Origin of the sequence: Geobacillus thermopakistaniensis, from assembly GCF_000498995.1 — a bacterium.
Taxonomy (GTDB): Bacteria; Bacillota; Bacilli; order Bacillales; family Anoxybacillaceae; genus Geobacillus; species Geobacillus thermoleovorans.
In genome coordinates, this window is sequence record NZ_AYSF01000034.1 from 86416 (window position 1) to 109744 (window position 23329).

Consider the following 23329-nt stretch of genomic DNA (forward strand, 5'->3'; position numbering starts at 1 on the left):
TTCATGATTTAGGTATCGTTAACAATTTGGACCTTAGGTATTAAGGGCAAGGTTACATCTTGTTTATTTCAAAACGTATGTTCATAATGAAAATAAAGACTGTGGCATGGAGGTTGTATCATGTCTGGCAAAGAAAAGGTCGTTCATTTTAAATACTTGTTTGCTGATGACTATAATCCTGTCTACGTCAATGGGGCGCACGGCGGAATTTCTCCGCAGGGGGAGATTGTTGTGAACTTTTATTTTGAACGCCGTCCCTTGCCTTACGAGGAAACATACGTGTTTGAAGGAACGGGACAACCAGCAAGAAAGACGGATGTACAGCCCCCTGACCATGAGGAAAATGTGATCCGCTATGTGTCAACTGGGGTTGTGATGAATTTGGAGACCGCGAAACTTTTTCACGAGTGGCTGGGTGAGCATATTATGATGTTGGAACAAATTCGGAACGAGGGGACACAGCGATGATTTTACCCGCAGAGAAGTCTTCATCTACTGGAATCGACGAGTATTTTCGTTTGCCGAAAACCCAAGCTGTCCGTGCCCGTTTCCCCGTTTCGGAACCATTGATTCGGGAAACAGTGGGAGAGGAACATGTTTGGTTGCCCCATGTTGAGGAAACAGCAACACCGATGAAAACGGTGATATGGCGAAATGAGCATTCTTTTGGACGGGTGACTCCCTTTATTTATGACCAAGTGCGAAAGGCAGAAAACATAGCCAAACTGCAAGCCATCAGAGAACTGGGGAACGATTGGAATGGAAATGGCGCGGATTCATTTTCCGATAAATTGATTGAGAAGGTCTTCAGTGTGATTCACACGATCATTAAGCAGCCGAAGCTGTTCCCCACAGCACGAGATAGCATTCAGCTTGAGTTTGAAAAAGAAAATGGAGATTACTTGGAGTTTGAACTTTTTGAAAACAAAATTGATGTTTTTGTGTCATATGCAGATGGACGTGAAATGGAAAAATCGATCCCATACGATGTGCGGGAGATAAATCGAATCATTGTTGACTTTTATGAAACCAGAGATCGGACGGGAAGAAAGGCTGTTTAGGGCTGTTTTTCCGAGCATTGTATGGGATGAGGAGCACAATCGTCCATCATCTGCTTTGTTCAAAGATAAGAGAGGGGTTTCTGTTGACCGAGACGGTGGACGCACGGAGGAAGAGGTCGTTTCTAGGTTTCAAGACCGTTTTGGTGTGGAAAAAGTAAAGGCTGTCGTCTATGTTGAAGCCGGTTTTTGTATGGATATCGGCGCTCATCTTGTTTATTGTCCGTCGCGACGAAATCCATATCATGCCGAAATTCATGATTCCCCTAGTAAAACGATGTTATCAACCGCTAAAGCGAGAAAGCTGGCATTGCATTGTGCAGTTGTTTATCGCGCATAGATCTACAAGACTGGTGAAAACAAAATTTTCCTTCCCCCGACAAAACCGTCCGTCTCAACGCACAAGAACCTCTAATAAAGCGTCGGAAAAAGAATCTTCGTTTAGCTCAAGAAACCGGATGTTTGGCGGGGGAGTGGCGATTTTCCAGGCGTATTCGATGTCGTCTTTGTCACGGAGAAGGCCCCTCTTCTTGAATGCCTCAGCCGGCAAGTTGGGAAAAGAAACGGTGATGTTCGGTGACAGCGCCTGTTGATCGACTAGCAGAAATTTCACGGTTTCGTTTTTTCCGATCATATCAATTCTCCCGTTTGCGCCGATTACTTCCTTCCCGACCGGTTCGATCGTGACGATTTGGTCGGGAAAATGGAGCTGCCATTTTTCTGTCGTGTATTCCCCGAGAAGTTCTTCTTGTATTTTGATGTTTTCCCGCTTCACTGACAGCAACCCTTTTTCCTGCAATGGGGTAAGGAATGGTTCGATTTGCCTATAGAACGATTCGATTTCACGTAGCCATTGCTTTTTTAACTCCTCGCGATTGAGTTGCTTTCGCTCCCTTTCTTCTTTCTTCTGTTTCAAAAACTGCTCTAAATGCTCCAACCCCAATGTACTCATCTCCTTTGCTTTTCGATACCTTTATTATACATCAATTTTTCCAAGAAGGACTCTTTCGTCGTTACCCACCGCATTTCTCTCCTTTCCCCACTTCACACTTCCCATGTTTCATCCGATATAAATCATAGAAAGCGTCCAAACCAAAGGAGCGGGTCGTATGACGATTGAACGGTTGTCTTCTTCGTTTCCTTCGTATGAACCGATGCGAAATGACCAGGCGAAGACGAATGCTGGGCTGTCGGCGGTGCGGCCGCCGGAAGGGGAGGAGTCTGTTTCTTCTCCTGCGCGGCTGTTTTCGCACGATGAGCTCGAGAATGTAGTCAATGGGTTGAATGAGTTGCTGCAGCCAAGCCATACATCAATTCGGTTTGAGCTGCATAAGGAGCTGAATGAGTACTACGTGCAAGTAATCGATGAAAAGACGCATGAGGTGATCCGCGAAATTCCGCCGAAAAAGCTTTTGGATATATATGCGGCAATGATGGAATTTGTCGGGTTGATTGTCGATAAAAAAATTTAACGGTGGTGAGTCGAAATGGCGAATACGTTGCGCATCAGCGGCCTCGCGAGCGGGATGGACATTGACAAAATCGTGAGCGATTTGATGAAAGCGGAGCGGATGCCGCTTGATAAATTGAAGCAGAAAAAGCAGCTGCTCGAGTGGCAGCGTGATGATTACCGAGCGATGAACACGTTGCTTCAGGGGCTTGACGACTATTTGTTCAGCAACATTACGCTCCAAAGCAGCATGCTCAAAAAAACTGTCTCGAGTTCGAACGAATCGGTCGTCACAGCGACGGCGGGATCGAGTGCGGCGAACGTGGCGACGACGATGCAAGTAAACCAAGTGGCCACATCGGCCGTCTGGCTGTCGGATGCCGCCGTGAGAGTGGACAAGGCGAGTTTTTCCGTTGCCGCTGATGTGACGCTGACGATCAACGTGACAAACGGGGATGGGACGACGAAGCAGGCGTCGATCATGGTGAAACAAGGAACGACGTTAGACGGATTGATCGCCCAACTCAACAGCAACCTAGACCTTGGCGTCAGCGCGTTTTACGACGAGCAAACTAGGCGGGTTTCGATCATGAAAAAAGACACGGGAGCGCAAGCGAGTCTGGTGCTCGCCGATCAGGCGACGGCTGACTTTTTTGCGCAAAAGCTTGGGTTTACGAATACCGTAGCGGGGCAAGAGCTCACGGGGAAAACGGCAGGGAAAGACGCCGACATCACCATCAACGGCTTGCGAACGACCCGCTCGTCGAATACATTTACGATCAACGGTGTGACGTATACGGTGAAAGGGACGGGCACGGCGACAGTGTCGGTGGCGACGGATGCGGACGCGATGTTTAACGCCATTAAAGGGTTTGTTGACAAATACAACGACACAATCGCCAAAATCAACGCCGAGCTGAAAGAAGAGCGCTACCGCGACTATCCGCCGCTTACCGACGAGCAAAAGGAAGCGATGACGGAAAAGCAAATTGAGCTGTGGGAAGAAAAGGCGCGGAGCGGGATGCTTCGCGGTGATTCGATTTTGTCCAGCGCCCTCAGTAAAATGCGGATGAATGTGTACACGAAAGTCGAAGGGGCGAACATCCCAAGCGGGTTCTCGCAGCTCGCGCAAATCGGGATTACGACGTCGTCGAATTATCTAGACGGCGGGAAGTTGATCATTGACGAAACGAAGCTGCGGGAGAAAATCAAGGAAAATCCGGATGCCGTCTATCAGTTGTTTAACCAAGACGGTGCGACCGATGCGGAGAAAGGCATCGCCCGCCGCCTGCGCGATACGATCAAGGAAACGATCGGGAAAATCGAGCAAAAGGCGGGGAAAACCGTTTGGACAAACCAACAGTTTGCGATCGGGCGCGATTTAATCCAGATCAATGACCAAATTGACCGGTTTCAAGATCGGCTGAAACAGATTGAAGACCGCTACTACCGCCAATTCACAGCGATGGAAGAGGCGATTCAGCGCGCCAACCAACAAAGCATGTATTTGATGAATGCCTTTGGCGGCATGCAAAGATAACGATCAGCGGCTGTGGCATGCAGGCGTCCGTTGGCGCTTGGCCATCATCGGAAAGCGATCCGCTTCCTGATGATGGAGGTTTTAGGCTGAGACAACTGAAAAGGCGCGACGCCTCTTGAAAGGGGCGGTTTGGCTGAAAAAAACGTTCTTGCTTCAATCTTGAAACGTGTGCAGCACTTGACGTGGAAGAGGAGTGATCGGGATGGCAACGAACAATCCGTATCAACACTACCAAGCGAACGCTGTGCAGACGGCGTCGCCTGGGGAGTTGACATTGATGCTGTATAACGGCTGCTTGAAGTTTATCAAGCTCGCGCGCCAGGCGATGGAGACGGGCGATATCGCGGCGCGTAATGAAAACTTGTTGAAGGCGCAAAAGATCATGTTGGAATTGATGGCGACGCTGAAAATGGAATATGACGTCGCGAAATCGATGATGACCATGTATGACTACATCTACCGCCGCCTGGTCGAGGCGAATGTGAAAAACGATGCGGCGATTTTGGACGAGGTGGAAGGGTATGTCATCGAGTTTCGCGATACGTGGAAGCAAGTGATTCAGCTGAACCGGCAGCGCCAATACGCGGAAGGCGGGCAGGCGTAATGGGCGTTGTACACGATGTTTGGCGCGCAACGAAGGAGTTGCTTGAGGCGACGGCGCTGCCGTGGCCGTCCGAGGAGCGCGAAGAGCGGCTTGCGGCGGTCGATCGGCTGCTTCGGGAGCGTGAGGAGCTGCTTCGGAAGCTGCGGCCGCCATACAGCGAGGAAGAACAAGAGCTTGGCCGTGAGATTATCGTTTGGAATCAAGAGATTGAGGCACGGCTGCTTCGGGTGTGCGAAGAAATTCGCCGCGACTTGCGGATGACAGGGGCGAAGCGGCAGGCGAACGCCCGCTACGTTCACCCGTACGAGCAGCCGCTTTCGTTTGACGGGATGTTTTACGACAAACGGCGATAGGTGGGATTCAGGATGGCGGAATTGACAAGCGAGGCGCTGAATATCATCCGCCAATACGCGGCGCTGCTTGAGACGGTCGAAGAAGGGCTCGATTATGTGGAGACGAGTTTTTCTGACCCGCGGCGGATGCATGCGGATGTGTTGCTGGCGGATCTTTTATTGGCGCTTGGGAAAATCGGTGAGACGAACGTTTATTTATGCCAGCTGTTCGCTGACGAGAGCGATTTGGTCGGCCATATCGAACGGTTTGCGGATGTGCTGGAAGCGGCAGCGGCGCTTGACGGGCAATTTTCCGATGCGGCGGCGAAAGAGCGTATTGTCTGTGGACGGTTGTCGCCGGCGTTTCAGGCGTGGAAGAGTGCGATGGAGAGCGGTCTGCGGCGGTATGTTGTGCAGTGAAGAACGAACGGCGGTGCTTTGCCAGCCGTGCAAGCGAAAGCGGGTGTCCTCTTGCTGGAATCGAGGGCACCCGCTTTTGTGCGGCAGGGCGAATGAAACCGGCATTCGTTCGCCTGTTTTTGCCGTGAGCGGCAAAAGAGTCAAACGGCCTTGACAATGGTGATGTTCATCTCTTTCCGCAAGTCAATCTCATACGGGCTTTTCAGCTCCTCGCCTGCTGGGTTTTTGATGACGCGGACGATGGGGCGGAGCGGGAAGCCCGGAAACACTTGCGAGACGACGCCGACGTGCCCGGTGTTGAGCAAGACGGTCGTGGCGACCGGGTAGATGGCGATGTGAGAGAGAAACAGCTTGATCAGATCATAGTCTAAAATGCCGCCGGCGGCGGATAGGTATTCGGCTGCCTCGTGCGGCGAGTATTGTCTTCGGTGGTAGCGCGCCGATGTCAAGGCGTCAAAAACGTCGGCGATGGCGACGATGCGGGCGTATTCGTGAATTTCATCGCCCGATAAGGCGCGCGGGTAGCCGCTGCCGTCGCACCGCTCATGGTGTTGCAAGGCGCAGTGGGCGGAAAAGAGCGAAATGTTGCGCTGGCGCCGCAACAGCTCGAAGCCGAGATACGTATGGCGGCGGACGATTTCCTTTTCCTCTTCCGTCAAGAATCCTTTTTTCCGCCAGAGCCCATCAGGAAGCTGCGTCATGCCGATGTCAAACAACAGCGCGCCGATGCCAAGGTCGAGCAGCTGCTGGGGGCGGTAGCCTTTGGCGATGCCGATGACACCCGCAATGGTGGCGACGTTGACTGAATGGTGGAAAAAGTATCCATTGGAAATGACCAAATCCGACAAGTTGATGAGCAAATCTTCTTGTTTTAGCAAATAATCCAAAATGTCTTTGAACACTTTTTCGTACTCTTTTCCTAAATCGAGGGAGGACACACGGCTGAGCAGTTTTTTTTGCTCAATCAAGGCCGTCATCGTCTCGTACACTTTTTTCACTGCCTGCTGGCGCACGGTCGGGCTGATGAGCGGGCGCGGGCGGATGTCATATGTTTGTTTGTCGTCAATATAAATGTATTGAACCCCTTTTTGTGCTAAAGAACGGATGTAGCCGCTTGTCAGCCGCACACCGCGCGACAAAAGGACGCTGCCGTTGGCGGCAAACAAGTCGACAGCGAGCACGTCACCGCTTTTCGCATGGGAAATATGGACCTTTCGCATCGTTCACACACTCCGTACCTTCCACATCATAAGAAAAAACACCTATGCCTATCTTACCATATTTTCCTATGTTTTTCACAAAATCTTCAAAAATATTTTTGATTGAAACATGGATTGGATGGGTAATAAAAAGTGTAGGGATTTACAGTTTTATAAGATAAGGAGTGGTCAGCGATGATGTATAACGTTCGCGGGGAAAACCTCGAAGTAACTCCAGCGTTGCGCGAGTACGTGGAGAAAAAAATCGGGAAACTGGAACGCTACTTTGATGGCACCGAAGACGTGCATGTGCACGTCAATTTAAAAGTATACAACGATGGACAAGGGAAAATCGAAGTGACCATTCCGATGCCGCATTTGTTGTTGCGCGCTGAAGAGCGCCATGAAGATATGTATGCGGCGATCGATTTAGTGACGGATAAACTGGAGCGGCAAATCCGCAAACATAAAACGAAAGTCAATCGGAAGCTGCGCGACCGCGAGAAAGAAGCGAAGCTGGCTGCCCCTGTCTCGATCGGCGCTTCCGCGGCGGAGAATGAAGAGGAGTTTGAAATCGTGCGCACGAAACATTTCAGCTTGAAGCCGATGGACAGCGAAGAAGCGATTTTGCAAATGAATTTGTTGGGGCACAACTTCTTCATTTTCACCAACGCGGAAACAAACCGGACGAACATCGTCTACCGCCGCAAAGACGGAAAATACGGATTGATCGAGGCAAATTGAACAGCCTCCCTATGCGCATCCCCTGCTTTTTTTGGCAGGGGATGTTATAATATGCATGAGAAAAATCAAAATGGGGGAGAGCGATGGAGGAACTGTTGCGTCAAATCTTGTCCAAGTTGGACAACATGGAAAAAGGATTTTTGGCGTTCCAAGAAGAAACTCGCCAACGGTTTGAGCAGATGGATGGCCGTTTGACGGAGATGAACGGACGCCTCGTCGGCCTCGAACAGGAAATGGGCGCGGTGAAAGAGCGGTTAGACCGTGTGGAAACGCGGTTGAATGGTGTAGAGACCCGGTTGGACGGCGTGGAAACGCGGTTGAATGGTGTGGAGACCCGGTTGGATGGTGTGGAAAACGAATTGAGGGAAGTGAAAGAGACGCTTCATCGGGTCGAAACGCAGCTTGTGGATGATGTGCAAATATTGCTTCGCAAAATTCATGAAAAAGTTGAGGAGAAAAGTTTTGAAATTTATGCGCTGAACCGGCGGCTTCACCATGCGGAAGCGGCGATTGAGCAGCTTCAGTCCAAGGCGTGATTCCCTCTTTTGGACATGCCCCTCTCTAAGCCTGTGCAACAGTTGTCACCTATCCCTGTAAATGATATGATGAATAAGTGAGTCCATGAAAAATAAGGAGCGTTTCCTATGCTTGGAGTCTTAAAAAAAGTATTTGACCCGAACAAGCGTCAGTTGGCAAGGCTCGAGAAAATTGCGGATCAAGTGGATGCGCTCGGTCCGGAGATGGCCCGACTGTCCGATGAACAGCTGCGGCAAAAAACCGAGGAATTCAAAGCCCGCTACCAACAAGGCGAATCGCTCGATGATTTGCTTGTTGAGGCGTTTGCCGTTGTGCGCGAAGGGGCGAAGCGCGTCCTTGGCTTGTACCCATATAAAGTGCAAATTATGGGCGGCGTCGTCTTGCATGAGGGCGACATCGCCGAGATGAAAACCGGGGAAGGGAAAACGTTGACGGCGACGATGCCCGTCTATTTGAACGCCTTGACGGGGCGCGGCGTGCATGTCGTGACGGTCAACGAATACTTGGCGACGCGCGATGCGACGGAAATGGGCAAACTGTATGAGTTTTTAGGCATGACCGTCGGCTTGAACTTAAGCGGCATGTCGCGCGAGGAGAAGCAGGCGGCGTACAACGCCGACATTACGTACGGGACGAACAACGAGTTTGGCTTTGACTATTTGCGCGACAACATGGTGCTCTATAAAGAGCACATTGTGCAGCGGCCGCTCTATTATGCGATCATCGACGAGGTCGACTCGATTTTGATCGATGAAGCGCGGACGCCGCTCATCATTTCCGGCACGGCGCAGAAGTCGACTAAGCTGTATGTGCAGGCGAATGCGTTTGTCCGCACGTTGCGCAAAGATGTCGATTACACATACGATGAAAAAACGAAAAGCGTCCAGCTGACGGAAGAAGGAATCAACAAAGCGGAGCGCGCGTTTGGCATCGACAACTTGTTCGATTTGAAACACGTCACGCTCAACCACCATATTCAGCTGGCGCTAAGGGCGCACGTGACGATGCAGCGCGATGTCGACTATGTCGTGCAAGACGGAAAAGTGATCATCGTCGACCCGTTCACCGGGCGCTTGATGCACGGCCGCCGCTACAGCGATGGGCTTCATCAAGCCATTGAGGCGAAAGAGGGGCTCGAGATTCAAAACGAGTCGATGACCTTAGCCACGATCACGTTCCAAAACTATTTCCGCATGTACGAAAAATTGGCGGGGATGACGGGGACGGCGAAGACGGAAGAGGAAGAGTTCCGCAACATTTACAACATGCGCGTCGTCGTCATTCCGACGAACCGCCCGGTCATCCGCGAAGACCGTCCGGATTTGATTTATCGGACGATGGAAGGGAAGTTCCGCGCCGTGGTTGAGGACATCGCCGCCCGCCATGCGAAAGGGCAGCCCGTGCTTGTCGGCACGGTGGCGATCGAAACGTCCGAGATGTTGTCGGAGATGCTGAAAAAACGCGGCATCCCGCACAACGTCTTAAACGCGAAAAACCATGCGAAAGAGGCGGAAATCATCGCCCAAGCCGGGCAAAAAGGTGCGGTGACGATTGCGACGAACATGGCCGGGCGCGGGACGGACATTAAGCTTGGCGAAGGGGTAAAGGAGCTTGGCGGGCTTGCGGTCATCGGCACGGAGCGTCACGAAAGCCGGCGGATCGACAACCAGCTGCGCGGCCGTTCCGGGCGTCAAGGCGATCCTGGGGTGTCGCAGTTTTACTTGTCGCTTGAAGACGAATTGATGCGCCGTTTCGGCTCGGAAAGCTTAATGGCGATGATGGACCGCCTTGGAATGGACGACTCGCAGCCGATCCAAAGCAAAATGGTGACGAGAGCGGTCGAGTCGGCGCAAAAGCGGGTCGAAGGCAACAACTTCGACGCCCGCAAACAGCTGCTTCAATATGACGATGTCCTGCGCGAGCAGCGGGAAATCATTTACCGCCAGCGCTATGAAGTGCTCGATTCCGACAACCTGCGCGGCATTATCGAAAAGATGATCCAATCGGTGATCGAGCGCGTCGTCAACGCTCATACGCCGAAAGAAGAGGTTCCGGAAGAGTGGAATTTGAAAGGGCTCGTTGAGTATCTCAACGCCCATCTGCTTCCGGAAGGGGATGTAACGGAAGCTGACTTGCGCGGCAAAGAGCCCGAAGAGATGATCGAGCTCATTTGGGCGAAAGTGAAGGCGCGCTATGATGAGAAAGAAGCGCAAATCCCGCCTGAACAAATGCGCGAGTTTGAACGCGTCGTCGTCTTGCGCGCTGTCGATATGAAATGGATGAACCATATCGACGCGATGGAGCAGCTTCGCCAAGGCATCCATTTGCGCGCCTACGGGCAAGTCGACCCGCTGCGCGAATATCAGATGGAAGGCTACGCCATGTTTGAGGAGATGATTGCGGCGATTGAAGAGGAAGTCGCCACCTATATTATGAAGGCGGAAATTCACCATAACCTTGAGCGCCAAGAGGTGGCCAAAGGCGAAGCGGTTCACCCGAAAGAAGACGGCGAAGAACCGAAGAGAAAACCGGTCCGCAAGGCGGTGCGCGTCGGCCGCAACGACCCGTGCCCGTGCGGGAGCGGGAAAAAATATAAACATTGTTGCGGAAGAACGGTGTGACCGTTTATAAATATAAAAGGAAGGCTCTGCCTCCCTTTTGAATGGCAGACATTCATCGTTGGCATACTATATTGATGATGAGGTGAGGACAACATGATCGATTTGGTGGAAATCAAGCAAGAGCTTGAGAAAATGGCTAAGCGATTAGCGGAAATCAGGGGGTCTCTTTGACCTCGAAGCGAAGCAGGCGCGCATTCGCGAATTAGAAGAGCAAATGGCCGCGCCAAACTTTTGGGATGATCAAAAATCGGCGCAGGCGGTCATTTCCGAAGCGAATGCGCTCAAAGATCTCGTCGAGGAATTTTCCTCGCTTGAAGAACGGTTTGACAACTTGGAAGTGACGTACGAATTGCTCAAGGAAGAGCCGGATGACGAGCTCCAAGCTGAACTCGTCGAGGAAGCGAAAAAGCTGATGAAAGACTTCAGCGAGTTCGAGCTGCAGCTGCTGCTCAACGAACCGTACGACCAAAACAACGCCATTTTGGAGCTCCACCCGGGCGCGGGCGGCACGGAATCGCAAGACTGGGCGTCGATGCTTTTGCGCATGTACACGCGCTGGGCGGAGAAAAAAGGGTTTAAAGTCGAGACGCTCGATTACCTCCCGGGCGAGGAAGCCGGGATTAAAAGCGTCACGCTGCTCATTAAAGGGCACAACGCCTACGGCTATTTAAAAGCGGAAAAAGGGGTGCATCGGCTGGTTCGCATCTCGCCGTTTGACGCCTCAGGCCGCCGCCATACGTCGTTCGTGTCGTGCGAGGTTGTGCCGGAATTGGATGATAACATTGAAATTGAGATCCGGCCGGAAGAGCTGAAAATCGACACGTACCGCTCAAGCGGCGCGGGCGGGCAGCACGTCAACACGACCGACTCGGCCGTGCGCATCACCCACTTGCCGACCGGGATCGTCGTCACGTGCCAATCGGAGCGGTCGCAAATCAAAAACCGCGAAAAAGCGATGAATATGTTGAAGGCGAAATTGTACCAAAAGAAACTCGAGGAGCAGCAAGCCGAGCTCGCTGAGCTGCGCGGCGAGCAAAAAGAAATCGGCTGGGGCAACCAAATTCGTTCGTACGTCTTCCATCCGTATTCGCTTGTCAAAGACCATCGGACGAACGTCGAGGTCGGCAATGTGCAAGCGGTGATGGATGGGGAAATTGATGTGTTTATTGACGCGTATTTGCGTGCGAAGTTGAAGTAAAGGGCGATCATCGGATCGTCCTTTTTCGTTTCAAAAATCATTTTTCTGGTTTTGACGCATCTGCACCCCCGTGGTATGCTGAAGGTAACGAAAGGCAAAAGGAGGGCGATGGCTTTGGCTGTGCGCAAACAATTGCTTTACGAACTGATTGACCGGTTGGATGAAACGGATCATCAAACAGCGTACGATTTTTTGATGTACTTGCTTGATCGGTCCAGAAAGGAACGAATGGTATGGGAGCGGATTGACGAAACAGATGAAGAAGAAGCGTTGACGGAAGAAGAGCGCCAGCAGCTGCAAAGCGATGAAGGATATATCACCGGGGGAGAAGCCAAGCGTGAATTCGGGCTACAAGTTGATTTACCGTAGGGCCGCAGTCAAATTCATCGCTAGGCAAGAAAAAGAGGTTCAAGAACGGTTGGCCTCTGGGTTGCAAGGTCTGCTTGCGATCCCACCGCAGGGGGATATTAAAAAGTTGAAGGGGCAGGATGGATTATATCGGCTGCGAATCGGAACATATCGTGTGTTGTTTCGCATCGATCATGATGAACGAATCATCTATATTGAGGCGATCGGCAACCGCGGGGATGTGTATTGAGGCTTGTATTTTTTGGCTAGGGCGATCATCGGATCGTCCTTTTTTCCTTTAGCATAGCATACCATTATCGCGTTAATCGGCTGTCATTTACTTGCCAAAACGGGCATGCTATACTCACAGAGGAAGGTGGGGAAGCATGCGGAAGCGAAGAGAGAAGACCATGCCTCCGGCGGTGGAGGCGGCTTTGGAGTATGCGTATGTTCTGATCGGCGCGGCGATCGTCGCTGTGGCGTTTAACGTGTTTTTGCTGCCAAACCGGATCGCTTCAGGCGGAGTGAGCGGCATCAGCACGATTATGCACGCGTTGTTTGGCATTGAGCCTGCCTATGTTCAATGGGCGCTCAACATTCCGCTCTTTATCGCTGGCGTTGTGCTTTTGGGCCGGCAGTTTGGCGTAAAAACGTTTGTCGGGACGGTGTTCTTGCCGCTTGTCGTCTATTTGACGAAAGGGATGGAGCCGGCGACGACGAATCCGCTTCTTGGCGCGATCTTTGGCGGCATCGGCGTCGGGCTTGGCCTCGGCGTTGTTTTCCGCGGCCGGGCGTCGACCGGAGGAACCGATTTGGCAGCGCAAATCATCCATAAATATACCGGGCTGTCGCTTGGCATGTGCGTCATTTTGATCGATGGCTTGATCGTGTTGACCGCGGCGTTTGTGTTTGATATTGAACGGGCGCTCTATGCGTTGATCGCGTTGTATGTGACGAGCAAAACGATCGACCTCGTCCAAGTCGGTCTTGGGTATTCGAAAATCGCTCTTATTATTACGAATGAAGAAGAAAAAGTGCGCCGCGCCATTTTGCACGAAATCGACCGCGGAGTGACGCGCTTGCCCGCGTATGGCGGTTACACGGAACATGAGCGGCCTGTGTTGATGTGCGTCGTCGCGCAATCGGAGTTCACAAAATTGAAACAATTGGTCCGAACCATTGATCCGACAGCGTTTGTCATCGTTGCGAACGCCGCTGAGGTGCTCGGCGAAGGATTTCAACGTACGTAAAACGGAAGAAATCGGTTATAATAAATGAGAACGAAATTTTTGTTTTCAGGGGGAGTTCGCCATGAAATGGAAATTGGCTGCGATGTTCCTTGGCGTTTCGCTCGCGCTTGCCGCATGCGGCGGTGGCGGGGACAATGCCGGGGAGAAAAACGACGGCAGCAACGGCGGAGGGGATACTGCAGCGGCTGCCGAGCAAATTTTTAAACAAAACTGTGCGTCCTGTCATGGACAAGACCTGTCGGGCGGGGTCGGCCCGAACTTGCAAAAGGTTGGAAGCAAGTATTCGAAAGATCAGATTAAAGACATTATCGCCAACGGCCGCGGCGCGATGCCGGCAGGAATCATTAAAGGGGAAGACGCCGACAAAGTGGCGGAATGGCTGGCTGCGAAAAAATAATGGACGGATGTTTCTGACTCTTTGAAAGGAAAAGATCGTTTCATTCAAGGAAGGTGCACCGCCTTGTTCGCTTAAGAACGGGGCGGTGTTTGCTTTTTTGAATCTTTTGTCCTAGTTTCTCCATTGTTCCCCATTTGAAATATAAATGTAAAATTCGACAATAGAAAATCGTGTTATAATAATCCTTGCGGAATTTTGCAAGATTCATTCGAAACAGCTCGAGAAATGGCAACAGGGAAGTCGAAAATAGGTGATGATGATGATTGAAATGCAAGATGTATACAAAACGTATCCAAACGGCGTTGTGGCGTTAAACGGCATCAACGTCCGCATCAAGCAAGGAGAATTCGTCTATGTCGTTGGACCCAGCGGAGCTGGGAAGTCGACGTTTATTAAGATGATGTACCGCGAGGAAAAGCCGACGAGCGGGACCATTATGGTCAACGGCGTCAACCTTGCCAAACTCAAAGACAGCAAAGTCCCTCTTTTGCGCCGCCATATCGGTGTTGTGTTCCAAGATTTCAAGCTGCTTCCGAAGCTCAACGTTTACGAAAACGTGGCCTTTGCCTTGGAAGTCATTGAAGAATCGCCGAAAGTGATCCGCAAAAAAGTGATGGAAGTACTCGACCTAGTCGGCCTCAAACATAAAATCCGCTCTTATCCGAACGAACTGTCCGGGGGCGAACAGCAGCGCGTCTCCATCGCCCGCTCAATCGTCAACTCCCCGAAGATCGTGATTGCCGACGAACCAACAGGAAACTTGGACCCGGAAACCTCATGGGGCATTGTGGAGCTGTTTGAAAAAATCAACGACCGGGGAACGACGATTGTGATGGCGACCCACAACAAAGAGATCGTCAACGCGACCCGGCGGCGCGTCATCGCCATCGAAAACGGGAAAATCGTCCGCGACGAGGCGAAGGGGGAATACGGCTATGACGCTTCATACGTTTAAGCGCCACGTCCGGGAAAGCATCAAAAGCCTTGGCCGCAACGGTTGGATGACGTTTGCGTCCGCGAGTGCCGTCACGGTGACGCTTTTGCTTGTCGGCGTCTTTTTTGTCGTCATGTTCAACATCAACCATTTTGCCCAAAAAGTCGAAAACGATGTCGAAATTCGCGTCCATATCGAGCTGACGGCCGACAGCCGGCAAAAAGACGCTTTGCGCCGGCAAATTGAAGCCATTCCAAACGTCAAGGAAGTGCGCTATTCATCGAAGGACGAAGAGCTGAAGCGGCTGATCAAAAGCATGGGGGATGAAGGCTCGTCGTTCCGCTTATTTGAACAGGACAATCCGTTGAGCGATGTATACGTCGTGAAAGCGGCCCATCCGCAAGATACGGTGAAAATCGCCAAACAAATCGAAACATTGCCGTTCGTCCATAAAGTCAATTATGGCCAAGGGACGGTCGAGAAGCTGTTTGACGCGCTGAAAGTGGCGCGCAACGTGGGGCTCGTGCTCATTCTCGGATTGTTGTTTACGGCGATGTTTCTCATTTCCAACACGATCAAAATTACGATTTTCGCCCGCCGCCGCGAAATCGAAATTATGCGGCTCGTGGGCGCGACGAACGGGTTTATCCGCTGGCCGTTCTTTTTGGAAGGGTTATGGCTTGGAATGCTTGGCGCTCTCTTCCCGATCGCGGCGCTTTCGATCGTGTACTACAACGTGTATCAAGTGTATGAACAGCGGGTTTCCTTGCCGTTTTTTGAACTTCTTCCGTTTTCGCCGTTTATGTGGCAGTTGAGCGCACTGCTCTTGGCGATCGGCGCCGGCATCGGCATTTGGGGAAGCGTCATGTCGGTGCGCAAGTTTTTAAAAGTGTAAACAAAAGTCATAGGGAGAGGGAAAGCGATGAAAAAGAAAAACATGATGGCGCTCGCGGTCGCCGCGGCGCTCGGCCTTGGCGTTCTGCCGCCGGCGGCGGACGCCGTCAGCACTCGTGATATCGAACAAAAGCGGGGCGAGATCGACGCGCTTCGTTCGAAACGGTCAGAGGTGCAGGAAAAAATCAGCGAGGCGCAAAAAAACATCGAAGCCCTTCAGTCGCAACAAAAACAAGTCGCCAACGATATTGAAAAGCTGAACATTGCCATTGAGGAAACGAGCGGCAAAATCCGCAACGTCAGCGCAGATATTGACCAAACGGAGCAAGCCATTGACCAATTGAAACAAGAAATTGCCGAAATTCAAGAACGGATTGAAAAGCGGAATGAAATTTTGAAGGAGCGGCTTCGTTCCTTGCAGGAAAGCGGCGGAGCGATCAGCTACTTGGAAGTGTTGCTCGGCGCGCAAAGCTTCAGCGACTTCATTGACCGGATGAGCGCCGTGACGACGATCATGGAAGCGGACCAACAAATCATCCGCGAGCAGGAAGCTGATAAAACGTTAAAAGAGAAAAAGGAAGCCGAATTGACGGAGAAGCGGAACAAGCTGCAAGCGGATTTGCAAGAATTGAAGCAGCTGCAGGCCGAACTGGCCGGCCAGCTCGAACAAAAAAATCGCCTGATGGCCGATTTGAAGCAAAAAGAGGAAGAAGAGCATGATCATAAGATGGCGCTTGAAGAAGAAAAAGAACTGATCGCCAAGCAAGAAGCGGCGGTGAAAGAGCAGCTTGCCGAACTCGAACGGCAAAAACGGGCCGAAGAAGAAGCGAAACAGAGAGGACGTACATATGCCTCGCCAAACGGTGGAGGAGCGTCATCAGGAGAAACGCCATCCGGCGGCAGCACGCCGCCTGTATCGAGCGGGGCGTTTACCCGTCCAGCCAACGGACCGATCACCTCGGGCTTTGGCTACCGGTTTGGCGGCACGGACTTCCATCCAGGGGTCGACATCGGCAAGCGAGCTCCCGTTGTGCCGGTTGTCGCTGCAGCGGACGGCATTGTGTTCCGCTCCTACTATTCTAGCAGCTACGGCAACGTCATTTTCATCAGCCATGTGATGAATGGGCAAACCTATACGACCGTGTACGCTCATTTAGAAGCGCGTCTTGTTGGCGAAGGGCAGCACGTCCGTAAAGGACAAATTATTGGCTACATGGGCAATACAGGGAATTCGACCGGTCCGCATCTTCATTTTGAACTGCATCGCGGCGGCTGGAACGAGGCGAAAACGAATGCGGTCAATCCGCTTGACTATATTCCTTTCTAATTTCGAACGGTAGGTGGCATGGCGCAACTTGTCTGTCTTTTGGCGGGACAAGTTGCGTATTTTTTTGATTGATTTAACATCATCGGCAGGCAAATTCTATGCCCATTCCGCTTTGATTCTGTTTCAATCCGTTTTTGGCGGTGATGGATGCGGGAGACCCTCTCCAACTCGTTGGGAATGAAAAAAGATTGTGGCCATCGGTTGCCTGTGATACGATAAATGTAAACATTTATTTATTTTTGGTTTACAAATGGTGGTGAAAGGGGGAAAGATCCGATTTACGGGATGAGGAGATAAAGGCGCAAGGACCGAAGCTCGGGGAAAACCAACCAACGCTCTGGGCTGATTTTGTACATGACGGCGCAAAGCGTATGGGTCATGATCGAGAAAAAAGCGGCCGCTTAATCTAGCTTCACATCCACACGCTGTCCGTTAAGGAAGGCGTTTCCCATCTTCTCTTGCATGGTGCTTGTTGCTTATCGATGAAGCAACAGCTTGACGGGCCGTTTGGATCAATGGCTGTGTTGGCAGAAAGTTAGGGGGGATCCCATGAATATTGTCTGCATTCCGGGATGGGGAATGAAAGCGGATATTTTTGCGCCGTTGCTCGATTCGTTATCACTAAGGGGAAATGCGACAGTCGTCGAATGGAAGGAAATTAAAACGGTTCATTGCTTTCGAAAGCGAGCGGAACAGGTGCTTCATGAGCGTGCGACGGTCATCGGCTGGTCGCTCGGTTCGCTTGTGGCGCTAGAGTTGGCCCATGCTTATCCCGAGCGGGTCTCTCGCCTTATTTTGATCGGCGGCACGAGCCGTTTTATTGCCGATGACGGTTATGAAGCTGGATGGCATCCACGGATCGTCAAGCGGATGAAAACAAAGCTGCAAGTACGGCCGGCTGACACGATAGCTGCTTTCCTTGCTTCATTATGGTCCAAGAGCGAAAAGGGGGATATTTCTGAGTTCTTTTACCGCGATCGGGTTGAGGAACTGCTGATCGGGCTTGATTATTTGATTGAGGCCGATGCGCGCCCGTTTTTGGCGGACATCTCCGCTCCAATGCTGATCGTTCACGGTGAGCAAGATGCGATTTGTCCACCTGCTGCTGCGCGCTATATCGTTGAACGCGCTCCCAGCGCTATTCAAAGCCATGATGCGCGAATACGAACAGCGCTTTTTGGCGCACGGGGAGATCACAGCTACTTACCATTGCCTATTGATCCGTATGACCCGCTGTTAAGGCGGGGATTTTTTTATGGTTTCGGGCGTTGCTTGGCCGATCCAAGGAAATGGTTTGGCCGCACCACATTCCCCCTTGACTCTGTACCTTAGTCTATCGTTTATAATGTTGAGCAAAGACGGGAACCCCCCCACCCCGTCATCGCAAGGAGGGAGAACGATGGAAATGGTCAAAAAATCGTTTTGGGCCGTGCTGGCACTGCTCAGCTGCCCGTGTCATCTGGCGGTTATTCTGCCGTTGTTGGCCGGAACATCGGTCGGTGCGTATTTGATCCGACACCAAAGCCTTGCCATCGGCCTTTTTACGGTTTTGTTTTTCTTTTCGCTGATGATGATGGTTGGAAAGCGAAAGCCAATGCGATCAGGTGAAACGGAAAGCTATGGCCGAGGGAAAACGGGAAACGGCCATGGGGCGTGCTGTGTCCCCTTCCGAACGAATCATGAGGACGAGTGATAGAGGAACTGAACAAAATAGGAAAGAGACATTTGTTGATAAGGAGTGTTTTTTACCATGAAAACATATCGAATGACCGTCCAAGGCATGACATGCACCGGCTGTGAACAACATGTCGCCAGAGCGCTGGAGGCGATTGGGGCTAAGCTGATGGATGTCAGCTTCCGGCGCGGTGAAGTGGTATTCGCGCTGCCTGAGGGCACGGACGTTGACATGGCGAGACAAGCGGTCAAAAACGCCCATTACGAGCCGGGGGAAGCCGAGGAGATCACCGCATCAGCCAGATCTGTTATCGATGGCGAGGGAGAGTATGATTACATGATCATCGGTTCCGGCGGGGCGGCGTTTTCCTCGGCGATCGAAGCGGTGAAATACGGGGCGAAAGTGGCGATGGTCGAGCGCGGAACGGTCGGGGGGACGTGCGTCAATATCGGATGCGTGCCATCGAAGACGCTGCTTCGGGCCGGAGAAATCTATGCGTTGGCGCGAAATCATCCGTTTCTCGGCCTGCATACATCCGCTGGTCCGGTTGATTTGGCGCCGTTAGTGAAGCAAAAAAATGAACTGGTCGAGCAGCTTCGCCAAGCGAAATATGCAGACTTGATCGGAGAGTATGGGTTCGATTTCATCCAAGGGGAGGCTCGGTTTATCGATCGCCAAACGATTGAAGTGAACGGCCAAACGCTGTCGGCGAAACGGTTTTTGATCGCGACAGGCGCTTCCCCGGCCGTGCCGGATATTCCGGGACTTCATGATGTCGACTACTTGACCAGCACGACCTTGCTTGAACTGAAAAAAGTGCCGAAGCGGCTCGCTGTCATCGGCGCCGGCTACATCGGGATGGAGTTGGGACAGCTGTTCCACCATCTCGGCTCGGAGGTGACGTTGATGCAGCGAAGCTCGCGCCTGCTGAAAGAGTATGACCCGGAAATTTCCGAAGCGATGACGCGGGCGCTCACGGAACAAGGCATCCGCGTCATCACCGGTGCTTCATTTGAACGGGTCGAACAAGATGGGAATACGAAAAAAGTGTATGTGAACGTGGACGGACGCACCCGGGTCATCGAAGCGGACGAATTGCTCGTGGCTGCCGGGAGAACGCCGAATACGGCGGCGTTGAACTTGCCGGCAGCCGGTGTGGAAGTCGGGGCGCGCGGGGAAATTTTGATCGACGAATACACACGGACGACGAACCCGTCGATTTATGCGGCAGGCGATGTCACGCTCGGCCCGCAGTTCGTCTATGTCGCGGCCTATCAGGGAGCCGTTGCCGCGGCTAATGCCGTCGGCGGGCTGAACAAGCGCTGGGATACGGCCGTCGTTCCGGCGGTGACGTTCACCCATCCGGCCATCGCCACCGTCGGTTTGACCGAACAGCGGGCGAAAGAAAACGGGTATGACGTGAAAACGTCCGTTCTGCCGCTTGAGGCGGTGCCGCGCGCCATCGTCAACCGGGAAACGACGGGGGTGTTTAAACTTGTCGCTGAGGCCCGTACGGGCAAGCTGCTAGGCGCCCACATCGTTGCGGACAATGCCGGCGAGGTCATTTACGCCGCAGCGTTGGCGATTCAATTCGGATTAACGATCGACGACCTTCGCCACACGCTTGTCCCGTATTTAANCCACATCGTTGCGGACAATGCCGGCGAGGTCATTTACGCCGCAGCGTTGGCGATTCAATTCGGATTAACGATCGACGACCTTCGCCACACGCTTGTCCCGTATTTAACGATGGCGGAGGGGCTGAAGCTGGCGGCGCTTACGTTTGACCAAGATGTTTCGAAGTTATCGTGCTGCGCGGGATGAGGCCTTCGAATTGGGCCGCCGCTTCGCGGACCGTTATCAAGGGGGGAACTCATTGCTGTTGCGGTTGCAACGAAGCTTAATGGGGAGCGGTCCGTTTGGCGGAACGCTTCCCTAAAAGGCTGGTGATTGAACAGAGCATGAAGCTTAACAGCAGCACTTCTCAAATTGAAAAACTTTGTAACATCGATTCCTCTTTTCGCACGATAACCAATCGATCAGGGGGAACAGTTGTTTTGTTTTTCGCCGGCCCAACTTTCATATTGACTTGACCCTGTACTATAGTACAAGGTTTATGCTTTTGGGTGAGGTGGTTATGTGAGTCAAAAGACGAAGGGAAACTTACATGAAGTTGTTAGCCTAGCGGAAAGAACAGATGGTTTCAGAAAGGTGCATATCAACGGTTCACATGGAAGAGAGGAATAGCGAGGGTGATGATATGGGAACGTATCGCATCGGTAAACTAGCGGAAAAATGCCATGTCAATAAAGAAACGATCCGATACTACGAACGGAAAGGGCTTATTCCAGAAACGGAGCGGACAGAAGGCGGATATCGTCTGTATACGGAGGAAACGGTCAGGCGAATTCAGTTTATTAAGCGGTTGCAAGGGCTCGGATTCACCTTGGCGGAAATTGATAAACTGCTTGGCGTTGTCGATCGGGATCGCGATCGATGCAAAGACATGTACCGCTTTGTTACGCAAAAGATCGAGGAGATTCAAGCCAGCATTCGCGATTTGAGGCGGATCGAAGCGATGCTCCAGCAATTAAAGGAATGTTGCCCTCATGAAGACAATTTATATAACTGCCCGATTATTGATCTGCTGCTCGAAGAACGGCCGGACGAGGAAAGGAAATAAAAGAAAGTGGAGGCCGGAAGCCCCGACAAAAATACGGCTGCCCTCATTAGCCGGTTTCCCGGCCTTTCGGGCAGCTGCTTGTCTGCTCAGGACGCGATTATTCGCTGCTGTTGCCATCATCGCCGCCTACATTGCCGCCATCGTAGTCATCATCGTCTTGGTCGTGATTTTGATCATGACCTTGGTCATCGTCATCTTGATCATCGCCGGGTTGCCCAGCATTTTCTCCTTTGTCCTCGTCTTGCTTGACGGAAAGTTTCCGCGTCCGGCCGCTTCCATATTTCCACTCGAGTTCAAGGCGGAACGGGATATCAAGGGAAAAGAGAGTTTGGATTTTGGCGATGATTTCATCATTTGACAGCGACGGTGATGCTTGCAAGTCGTTAATGAGCGACTGGACGTCATTTGTTGTCACTTCACCCGTCTGGTCTTTAATGTGTAAATGGGAATGGCGGTCAGACCAATGATAGTCGATTTTAATCGTTCCAAAGTTGACAGGCAAAACGGTTTTTTATATAATAATCTCGAATTCGAGATTTTAGAACCAATCAAATTGATGTAGAACTTCATGCTGGCTAGCCCTCCAAGGAGGCCGGTGAAAAACGTCCATTTCCCCTAATATCGATGATTCTTGAGTGGAGGGAAGAGCAACATTTATATATAAGGCTCCTCCGTTTGAGAAGCGACATGATTGAACCGCATTTCCTGTTGAATCACCAGCATTCTAGATTTTTCATGATCCGCATCGTATATATCACATGACTATGATCGCTATGGCGATCGCCGTATCAAGGTAGCATGCTCTTGGTGCTCTATTTCGATAAATGAAGGAGAGGAACAAGATGATCCGCATCGACCGGGCGTCGTCCCGATATCATGCCGATTACGGCTGGCTGAAAACATACCATAGCTTCTCATTTGGCGAGTATTATGATCCGAACAACATCCAGTTTGGCCCGCTAAGGGTGTTAAACGACGATTTCGTTGCGCCGCTCTCCGGTTTTGGCGCTCACCCGCACCGGGAGATGGAAATTGTGTCGATCGTGCTTAAAGGCTATTTGCAACATGAAGACAGCACCGGACATAAGGCGGTGACAACGTTCGGCGGCGTGCAGCGGATGTCGGCCGGCACCGGCATCGTCCATTCGGAAGTGAACCCGTCGGCGACGGAAGAGGTGAACTTTTTGCAACTTTGGTTTTTGCCGGAACAATACGGATTGCCGCCGTCGTACGAGCGGACCGAGTTTCCGGTCGACAAGATGAAAAACGCCTTGTTGCCGATTGTCACGAAACACCCGTCTTCCCCGGGGATTGCTCACATTCATCAAGATTTGACGATTTATCTTTCCGATTTGGAAGCCGGGCATGAGGTGACGTTTACCCAGCCGGAAGGGCGGAACATCTTTGTCTTTGTCATTGAGGGGGATCTGACGTTAAACGGCGAGGCCCATCTCGAGCGGCGCGATGCGGCCCGCATCACGGAAACGCCGGTTCTTCGCCTCGCAACGAACGAAGGATCGCGGTTGATGCTCATCGACTTGCCAAAAGAGGGGTGAAAGCGTTTCGTTTTTGTGCGGCTCATTGGTTTGGCTTCCATTCTAGAAGGCCGGTGAAAAACGGCTGTCACGAGCAAATCAGCGGCATTTCGCCAAAAAAGAAGGCTGATTTCGCAAGGTTTTTCTAATTGAGAAATAGCTGGAACTAGCAGCATTTTGTACTATATAGATGCAATTTAAAGCTTTAACATTTTTCGTCTTTGCCGGTCATTGCATCCGACTGTCGAGTGACCGAACAACGCCGCTTCCAGACCCATGAATGGGTCTGTGAAGCGAGTCGTTGTTCGGTCTTCCGTCGCGCGAAGGCGTGACGGAGGAAAGCGGCACGCTTGCCTTCGACAGTCGAAAATGGGCAAACCACTTTTCTGTCAAGGATATGTTAAACTTCTTTGTTGCATCTATATAAATCACCAGCCTCCTAGATCGTGCCAAGAAGACGAATCAAGAAGAGGCACCGTTCGCCGCCAAGGGCGAGGGGTGCCTCTTTTTTCTGCTCTGTATGAGTTGAGAAATCAACAAGGAGCGTGTAAACTAGTAAAGGATGGGCAACGCACTAGCATAC

27 protein-coding genes are annotated in these 23329 nt (G+C 51.7%); 24 read left to right on the plus strand and 3 right to left on the minus strand.

Annotated features, from left to right (window positions below; all coding sequences use genetic code 11):
* Nucleotides 1–120 precede the first annotated feature (120 nt).
* Genes T260_RS133265 through T260_RS1000000139450 form a run of 3 tightly spaced genes read left to right on the plus strand, consistent with a single transcriptional unit; the run spans nt 121 to nt 1398 of the window.
* Entirely contained in the window at nt 121–468 is a 348-nt protein-coding gene (locus tag T260_RS133265; protein ID WP_023633660.1) for a hypothetical protein, read from the plus strand.
* On the plus strand, nt 465–1061 hold the full coding sequence (locus tag T260_RS133260; protein WP_023633661.1) for a hypothetical protein: 597 nt from the start codon (nt 465–467) through the stop codon (nt 1059–1061). The genes T260_RS133265 and T260_RS133260 overlap by 4 nt, the downstream gene beginning before the upstream one ends.
* Nucleotides 1024–1398 (plus strand): hypothetical protein, encoded by a 375-nt coding sequence (locus T260_RS1000000139450; RefSeq protein WP_128738858.1) that lies wholly within the window; start codon nt 1024–1026, stop codon nt 1396–1398. The genes T260_RS133260 and T260_RS1000000139450 overlap by 38 nt, the downstream gene beginning before the upstream one ends.
* Before the next feature lie 54 nt (nt 1399–1452).
* On the opposite strand, the gene T260_RS1000000139920 is transcribed toward T260_RS1000000139450, so the two are convergent.
* Nucleotides 1453–2001 carry a hypothetical protein gene (locus tag T260_RS1000000139920; protein ID WP_171698157.1) on the minus strand — a complete coding sequence of 183 codons (549 nt, stop codon included), beginning with the start codon at nt 1999–2001 and terminating at the stop codon, nt 1453–1455.
* A gap of 166 nt (nt 2002–2167) precedes the next feature.
* Here T260_RS1000000139920 and flaG point away from each other — a divergent pair, with 166 nt between their 5' ends.
* The 5 genes from flaG (at nt 2168) to T260_RS133230 (ending at nt 5404) form a co-directional block, all read left to right on the plus strand.
* A complete protein-coding gene (gene flaG, locus T260_RS133250) occupies nt 2168–2530 on the plus strand; it encodes a flagellar protein FlaG (protein WP_023633663.1) in 363 nt (120 codons plus the stop codon).
* Nucleotides 2531–2545: 15 nt separating this feature from the next.
* The gene (locus tag T260_RS133245; protein ID WP_023633664.1) at nt 2546–4048 is read left to right on the plus strand and encodes a flagellar hook-associated protein 2; all 1503 of its coding nucleotides are present in this window, start codon (nt 2546–2548) and stop codon (nt 4046–4048) included.
* Between the two features lie 202 nt (nt 4049–4250).
* Entirely contained in the window at nt 4251–4652 is a 402-nt protein-coding gene (gene fliS / locus T260_RS133240; protein ID WP_023633665.1) for a flagellar export chaperone FliS, read from the plus strand.
* Nucleotides 4652–5005, plus strand: coding sequence for a flagellar protein FliT (fliT, locus tag T260_RS133235; RefSeq protein ID WP_023633666.1), 354 nt, complete (start codon nt 4652–4654; stop codon nt 5003–5005). Before fliS ends, fliT begins: the two co-directional genes overlap by 1 nt.
* A 12-nt stretch (nt 5006–5017) precedes the next feature.
* The gene (locus T260_RS133230; RefSeq protein WP_023633667.1) at nt 5018–5404 is read left to right on the plus strand and encodes a DUF8042 domain-containing protein; all 387 of its coding nucleotides are present in this window, start codon (nt 5018–5020) and stop codon (nt 5402–5404) included.
* 140 nt (nt 5405–5544) lie between these two features.
* On the opposite strand, the gene T260_RS133225 is transcribed toward T260_RS133230, so the two are convergent.
* The gene (locus T260_RS133225; RefSeq protein WP_023633668.1) at nt 5545–6624 is read right to left on the minus strand and encodes an HD-GYP domain-containing protein; all 1080 of its coding nucleotides are present in this window, start codon (nt 6622–6624) and stop codon (nt 5545–5547) included.
* 174 nt (nt 6625–6798) lie between these two features.
* On the opposite strand from T260_RS133225, the gene hpf reads away from it, so the two are divergent.
* The 15 genes from hpf (at nt 6799) to merR (ending at nt 21211) form a co-directional block, all read left to right on the plus strand.
* Complete coding sequence (hpf, locus tag T260_RS133220; protein WP_014196756.1) at nt 6799–7347, plus strand: ribosome hibernation-promoting factor, HPF/YfiA family; 549 nt, start codon at nt 6799–6801, stop codon at nt 7345–7347.
* A gap of 83 nt (nt 7348–7430) precedes the next feature.
* Complete coding sequence (locus T260_RS133215) at nt 7431–7883, plus strand: hypothetical protein (RefSeq protein WP_023633669.1); 453 nt, start codon at nt 7431–7433, stop codon at nt 7881–7883.
* Between the two features lie 108 nt (nt 7884–7991).
* A complete protein-coding gene (gene secA, locus T260_RS133210; protein WP_020278901.1) occupies nt 7992–10505 on the plus strand; it encodes a preprotein translocase subunit SecA in 2514 nt (837 codons plus the stop codon).
* A 93-nt stretch (nt 10506–10598) separates the two neighbouring features.
* Nucleotides 10599–11703, plus strand: a protein-coding gene (gene prfB / locus T260_RS133205) for a peptide chain release factor 2 (protein WP_112111375.1) whose coding sequence is annotated in 2 segments (ribosomal slippage) — nt 10599–10673 and nt 10675–11703 — 1104 coding nt in all. Because the reading frame shifts where the segments join, the coding sequence is not laid out codon by codon here.
* A gap of 108 nt (nt 11704–11811) precedes the next feature.
* The gene (locus T260_RS133200; protein WP_011232575.1) at nt 11812–12072 is read left to right on the plus strand and encodes a hypothetical protein; all 261 of its coding nucleotides are present in this window, start codon (nt 11812–11814) and stop codon (nt 12070–12072) included.
* On the plus strand, nt 12041–12301 hold the full coding sequence (locus T260_RS0119900) for a type II toxin-antitoxin system RelE family toxin (protein ID WP_011232574.1): 261 nt from the start codon (nt 12041–12043) through the stop codon (nt 12299–12301). The genes T260_RS133200 and T260_RS0119900 overlap by 32 nt, the downstream gene beginning before the upstream one ends.
* Nucleotides 12302–12437: 136 nt before the next feature.
* Complete coding sequence (locus tag T260_RS133195; protein ID WP_023633670.1) at nt 12438–13301, plus strand: YitT family protein; 864 nt, start codon at nt 12438–12440, stop codon at nt 13299–13301.
* Between the two features lie 61 nt (nt 13302–13362).
* On the plus strand, nt 13363–13698 hold the full coding sequence (gene cccB / locus T260_RS133190; RefSeq protein ID WP_011232572.1) for a cytochrome c551: 336 nt from the start codon (nt 13363–13365) through the stop codon (nt 13696–13698).
* 259 nt (nt 13699–13957) lie between these two features.
* A complete protein-coding gene (gene ftsE, locus T260_RS133185) occupies nt 13958–14653 on the plus strand; it encodes a cell division ATP-binding protein FtsE (protein ID WP_011232571.1) in 696 nt (231 codons plus the stop codon).
* Nucleotides 14634–15527: a permease-like cell division protein FtsX gene (gene ftsX, locus T260_RS133180; RefSeq protein WP_020278905.1), complete on the plus strand. Its 894-nt coding sequence runs from the start codon at nt 14634–14636 to the stop codon at nt 15525–15527. Before ftsE ends, ftsX begins: the two co-directional genes overlap by 20 nt.
* A 27-nt stretch (nt 15528–15554) precedes the next feature.
* On the plus strand, nt 15555–16853 hold the full coding sequence (locus tag T260_RS133175) for a murein hydrolase activator EnvC family protein (protein ID WP_011232569.1): 1299 nt from the start codon (nt 15555–15557) through the stop codon (nt 16851–16853).
* 549 nt (nt 16854–17402) lie between these two features.
* A complete protein-coding gene (locus tag T260_RS133170; protein ID WP_011232568.1) occupies nt 17403–18185 on the plus strand; it encodes an alpha/beta fold hydrolase in 783 nt (260 codons plus the stop codon).
* A 67-nt stretch (nt 18186–18252) separates the two neighbouring features.
* Entirely contained in the window at nt 18253–18546 is a 294-nt protein-coding gene (locus T260_RS133165; protein WP_011232567.1) for a transporter, read from the plus strand.
* 57 nt (nt 18547–18603) lie between these two features.
* Nucleotides 18604–20352 (plus strand): mercury(II) reductase, encoded by a 1749-nt coding sequence (merA, locus tag T260_RS133160; protein ID WP_023633671.1) that lies wholly within the window; start codon nt 18604–18606, stop codon nt 20350–20352.
* Between the two features lie 436 nt (nt 20353–20788).
* Nucleotides 20789–21211, plus strand: a complete 423-nt coding sequence (gene merR, locus T260_RS133155) for a mercury resistance transcriptional regulator MerR (RefSeq protein ID WP_011232565.1) — start codon at nt 20789–20791, stop codon at nt 21209–21211.
* Between the two features lie 97 nt (nt 21212–21308).
* Here the strand turns inward: merR and T260_RS133150 are convergent, their stop codons facing one another.
* Nucleotides 21309–21713, minus strand: a complete 405-nt coding sequence (locus tag T260_RS133150) for a hypothetical protein (protein ID WP_023633672.1) — start codon at nt 21711–21713, stop codon at nt 21309–21311.
* Between the two features lie 340 nt (nt 21714–22053).
* Between T260_RS133150 and T260_RS133145 the strand changes: the two genes are divergently transcribed.
* Nucleotides 22054–22767: a pirin family protein gene (locus T260_RS133145; RefSeq protein WP_023633674.1), complete on the plus strand. Its 714-nt coding sequence runs from the start codon at nt 22054–22056 to the stop codon at nt 22765–22767.
* Nucleotides 22768–23329 lie beyond the last annotated feature (562 nt).

Bases quoted from the DNA above. Each gene is read 5' to 3' on its own strand.
- T260_RS1000000139450 (WP_128738858.1), top strand. From the start codon at position 1,024: ATGAAACCAGAGATCGGACGGGAAGAAAGGCTGTTTAGGGCTGTTTTT.
- merR (WP_011232565.1), top strand. From the start codon at position 20,789: ATGGGAACGTATCGCATCGGTAAACTAGCGGAAAAATGCCATGTCAAT.
- T260_RS133215 (WP_023633669.1), top strand. From the start codon at position 7,431: ATGGAGGAACTGTTGCGTCAAATCTTGTCCAAGTTGGACAACATGGAA.
- T260_RS133195 (WP_023633670.1), top strand. From the start codon at position 12,438: ATGCGGAAGCGAAGAGAGAAGACCATGCCTCCGGCGGTGGAGGCGGCT.
- flaG (WP_023633663.1), top strand. From the start codon at position 2,168: ATGACGATTGAACGGTTGTCTTCTTCGTTTCCTTCGTATGAACCGATG.
- T260_RS133265 (WP_023633660.1), top strand. From the start codon at position 121: ATGTCTGGCAAAGAAAAGGTCGTTCATTTTAAATACTTGTTTGCTGAT.
- T260_RS133170 (WP_011232568.1), top strand. From the start codon at position 17,403: ATGAATATTGTCTGCATTCCGGGATGGGGAATGAAAGCGGATATTTTT.
- hpf (WP_014196756.1), top strand. From the start codon at position 6,799: ATGATGTATAACGTTCGCGGGGAAAACCTCGAAGTAACTCCAGCGTTG.
- fliT (WP_023633666.1), top strand. From the start codon at position 4,652: ATGGGCGTTGTACACGATGTTTGGCGCGCAACGAAGGAGTTGCTTGAG.
- ftsE (WP_011232571.1), top strand. From the start codon at position 13,958: ATGATTGAAATGCAAGATGTATACAAAACGTATCCAAACGGCGTTGTG.
- T260_RS133175 (WP_011232569.1), top strand. From the start codon at position 15,555: ATGAAAAAGAAAAACATGATGGCGCTCGCGGTCGCCGCGGCGCTCGGC.
- T260_RS133260 (WP_023633661.1), top strand. From the start codon at position 465: ATGATTTTACCCGCAGAGAAGTCTTCATCTACTGGAATCGACGAGTAT.
- T260_RS133230 (WP_023633667.1), top strand. From the start codon at position 5,018: ATGGCGGAATTGACAAGCGAGGCGCTGAATATCATCCGCCAATACGCG.
- secA (WP_020278901.1), top strand. From the start codon at position 7,992: ATGCTTGGAGTCTTAAAAAAAGTATTTGACCCGAACAAGCGTCAGTTG.
- T260_RS133225 (WP_023633668.1), bottom strand. From the start codon at position 6,624: ATGCGAAAGGTCCATATTTCCCATGCGAAAAGCGGTGACGTGCTCGCT.
- T260_RS133245 (WP_023633664.1), top strand. From the start codon at position 2,546: ATGGCGAATACGTTGCGCATCAGCGGCCTCGCGAGCGGGATGGACATT.
- cccB (WP_011232572.1), top strand. From the start codon at position 13,363: ATGAAATGGAAATTGGCTGCGATGTTCCTTGGCGTTTCGCTCGCGCTT.
- T260_RS133165 (WP_011232567.1), top strand. From the start codon at position 18,253: ATGGAAATGGTCAAAAAATCGTTTTGGGCCGTGCTGGCACTGCTCAGC.
- ftsX (WP_020278905.1), top strand. From the start codon at position 14,634: ATGACGCTTCATACGTTTAAGCGCCACGTCCGGGAAAGCATCAAAAGC.
- T260_RS133200 (WP_011232575.1), top strand. From the start codon at position 11,812: ATGGCTTTGGCTGTGCGCAAACAATTGCTTTACGAACTGATTGACCGG.
- T260_RS133145 (WP_023633674.1), top strand. From the start codon at position 22,054: ATGATCCGCATCGACCGGGCGTCGTCCCGATATCATGCCGATTACGGC.
- fliS (WP_023633665.1), top strand. From the start codon at position 4,251: ATGGCAACGAACAATCCGTATCAACACTACCAAGCGAACGCTGTGCAG.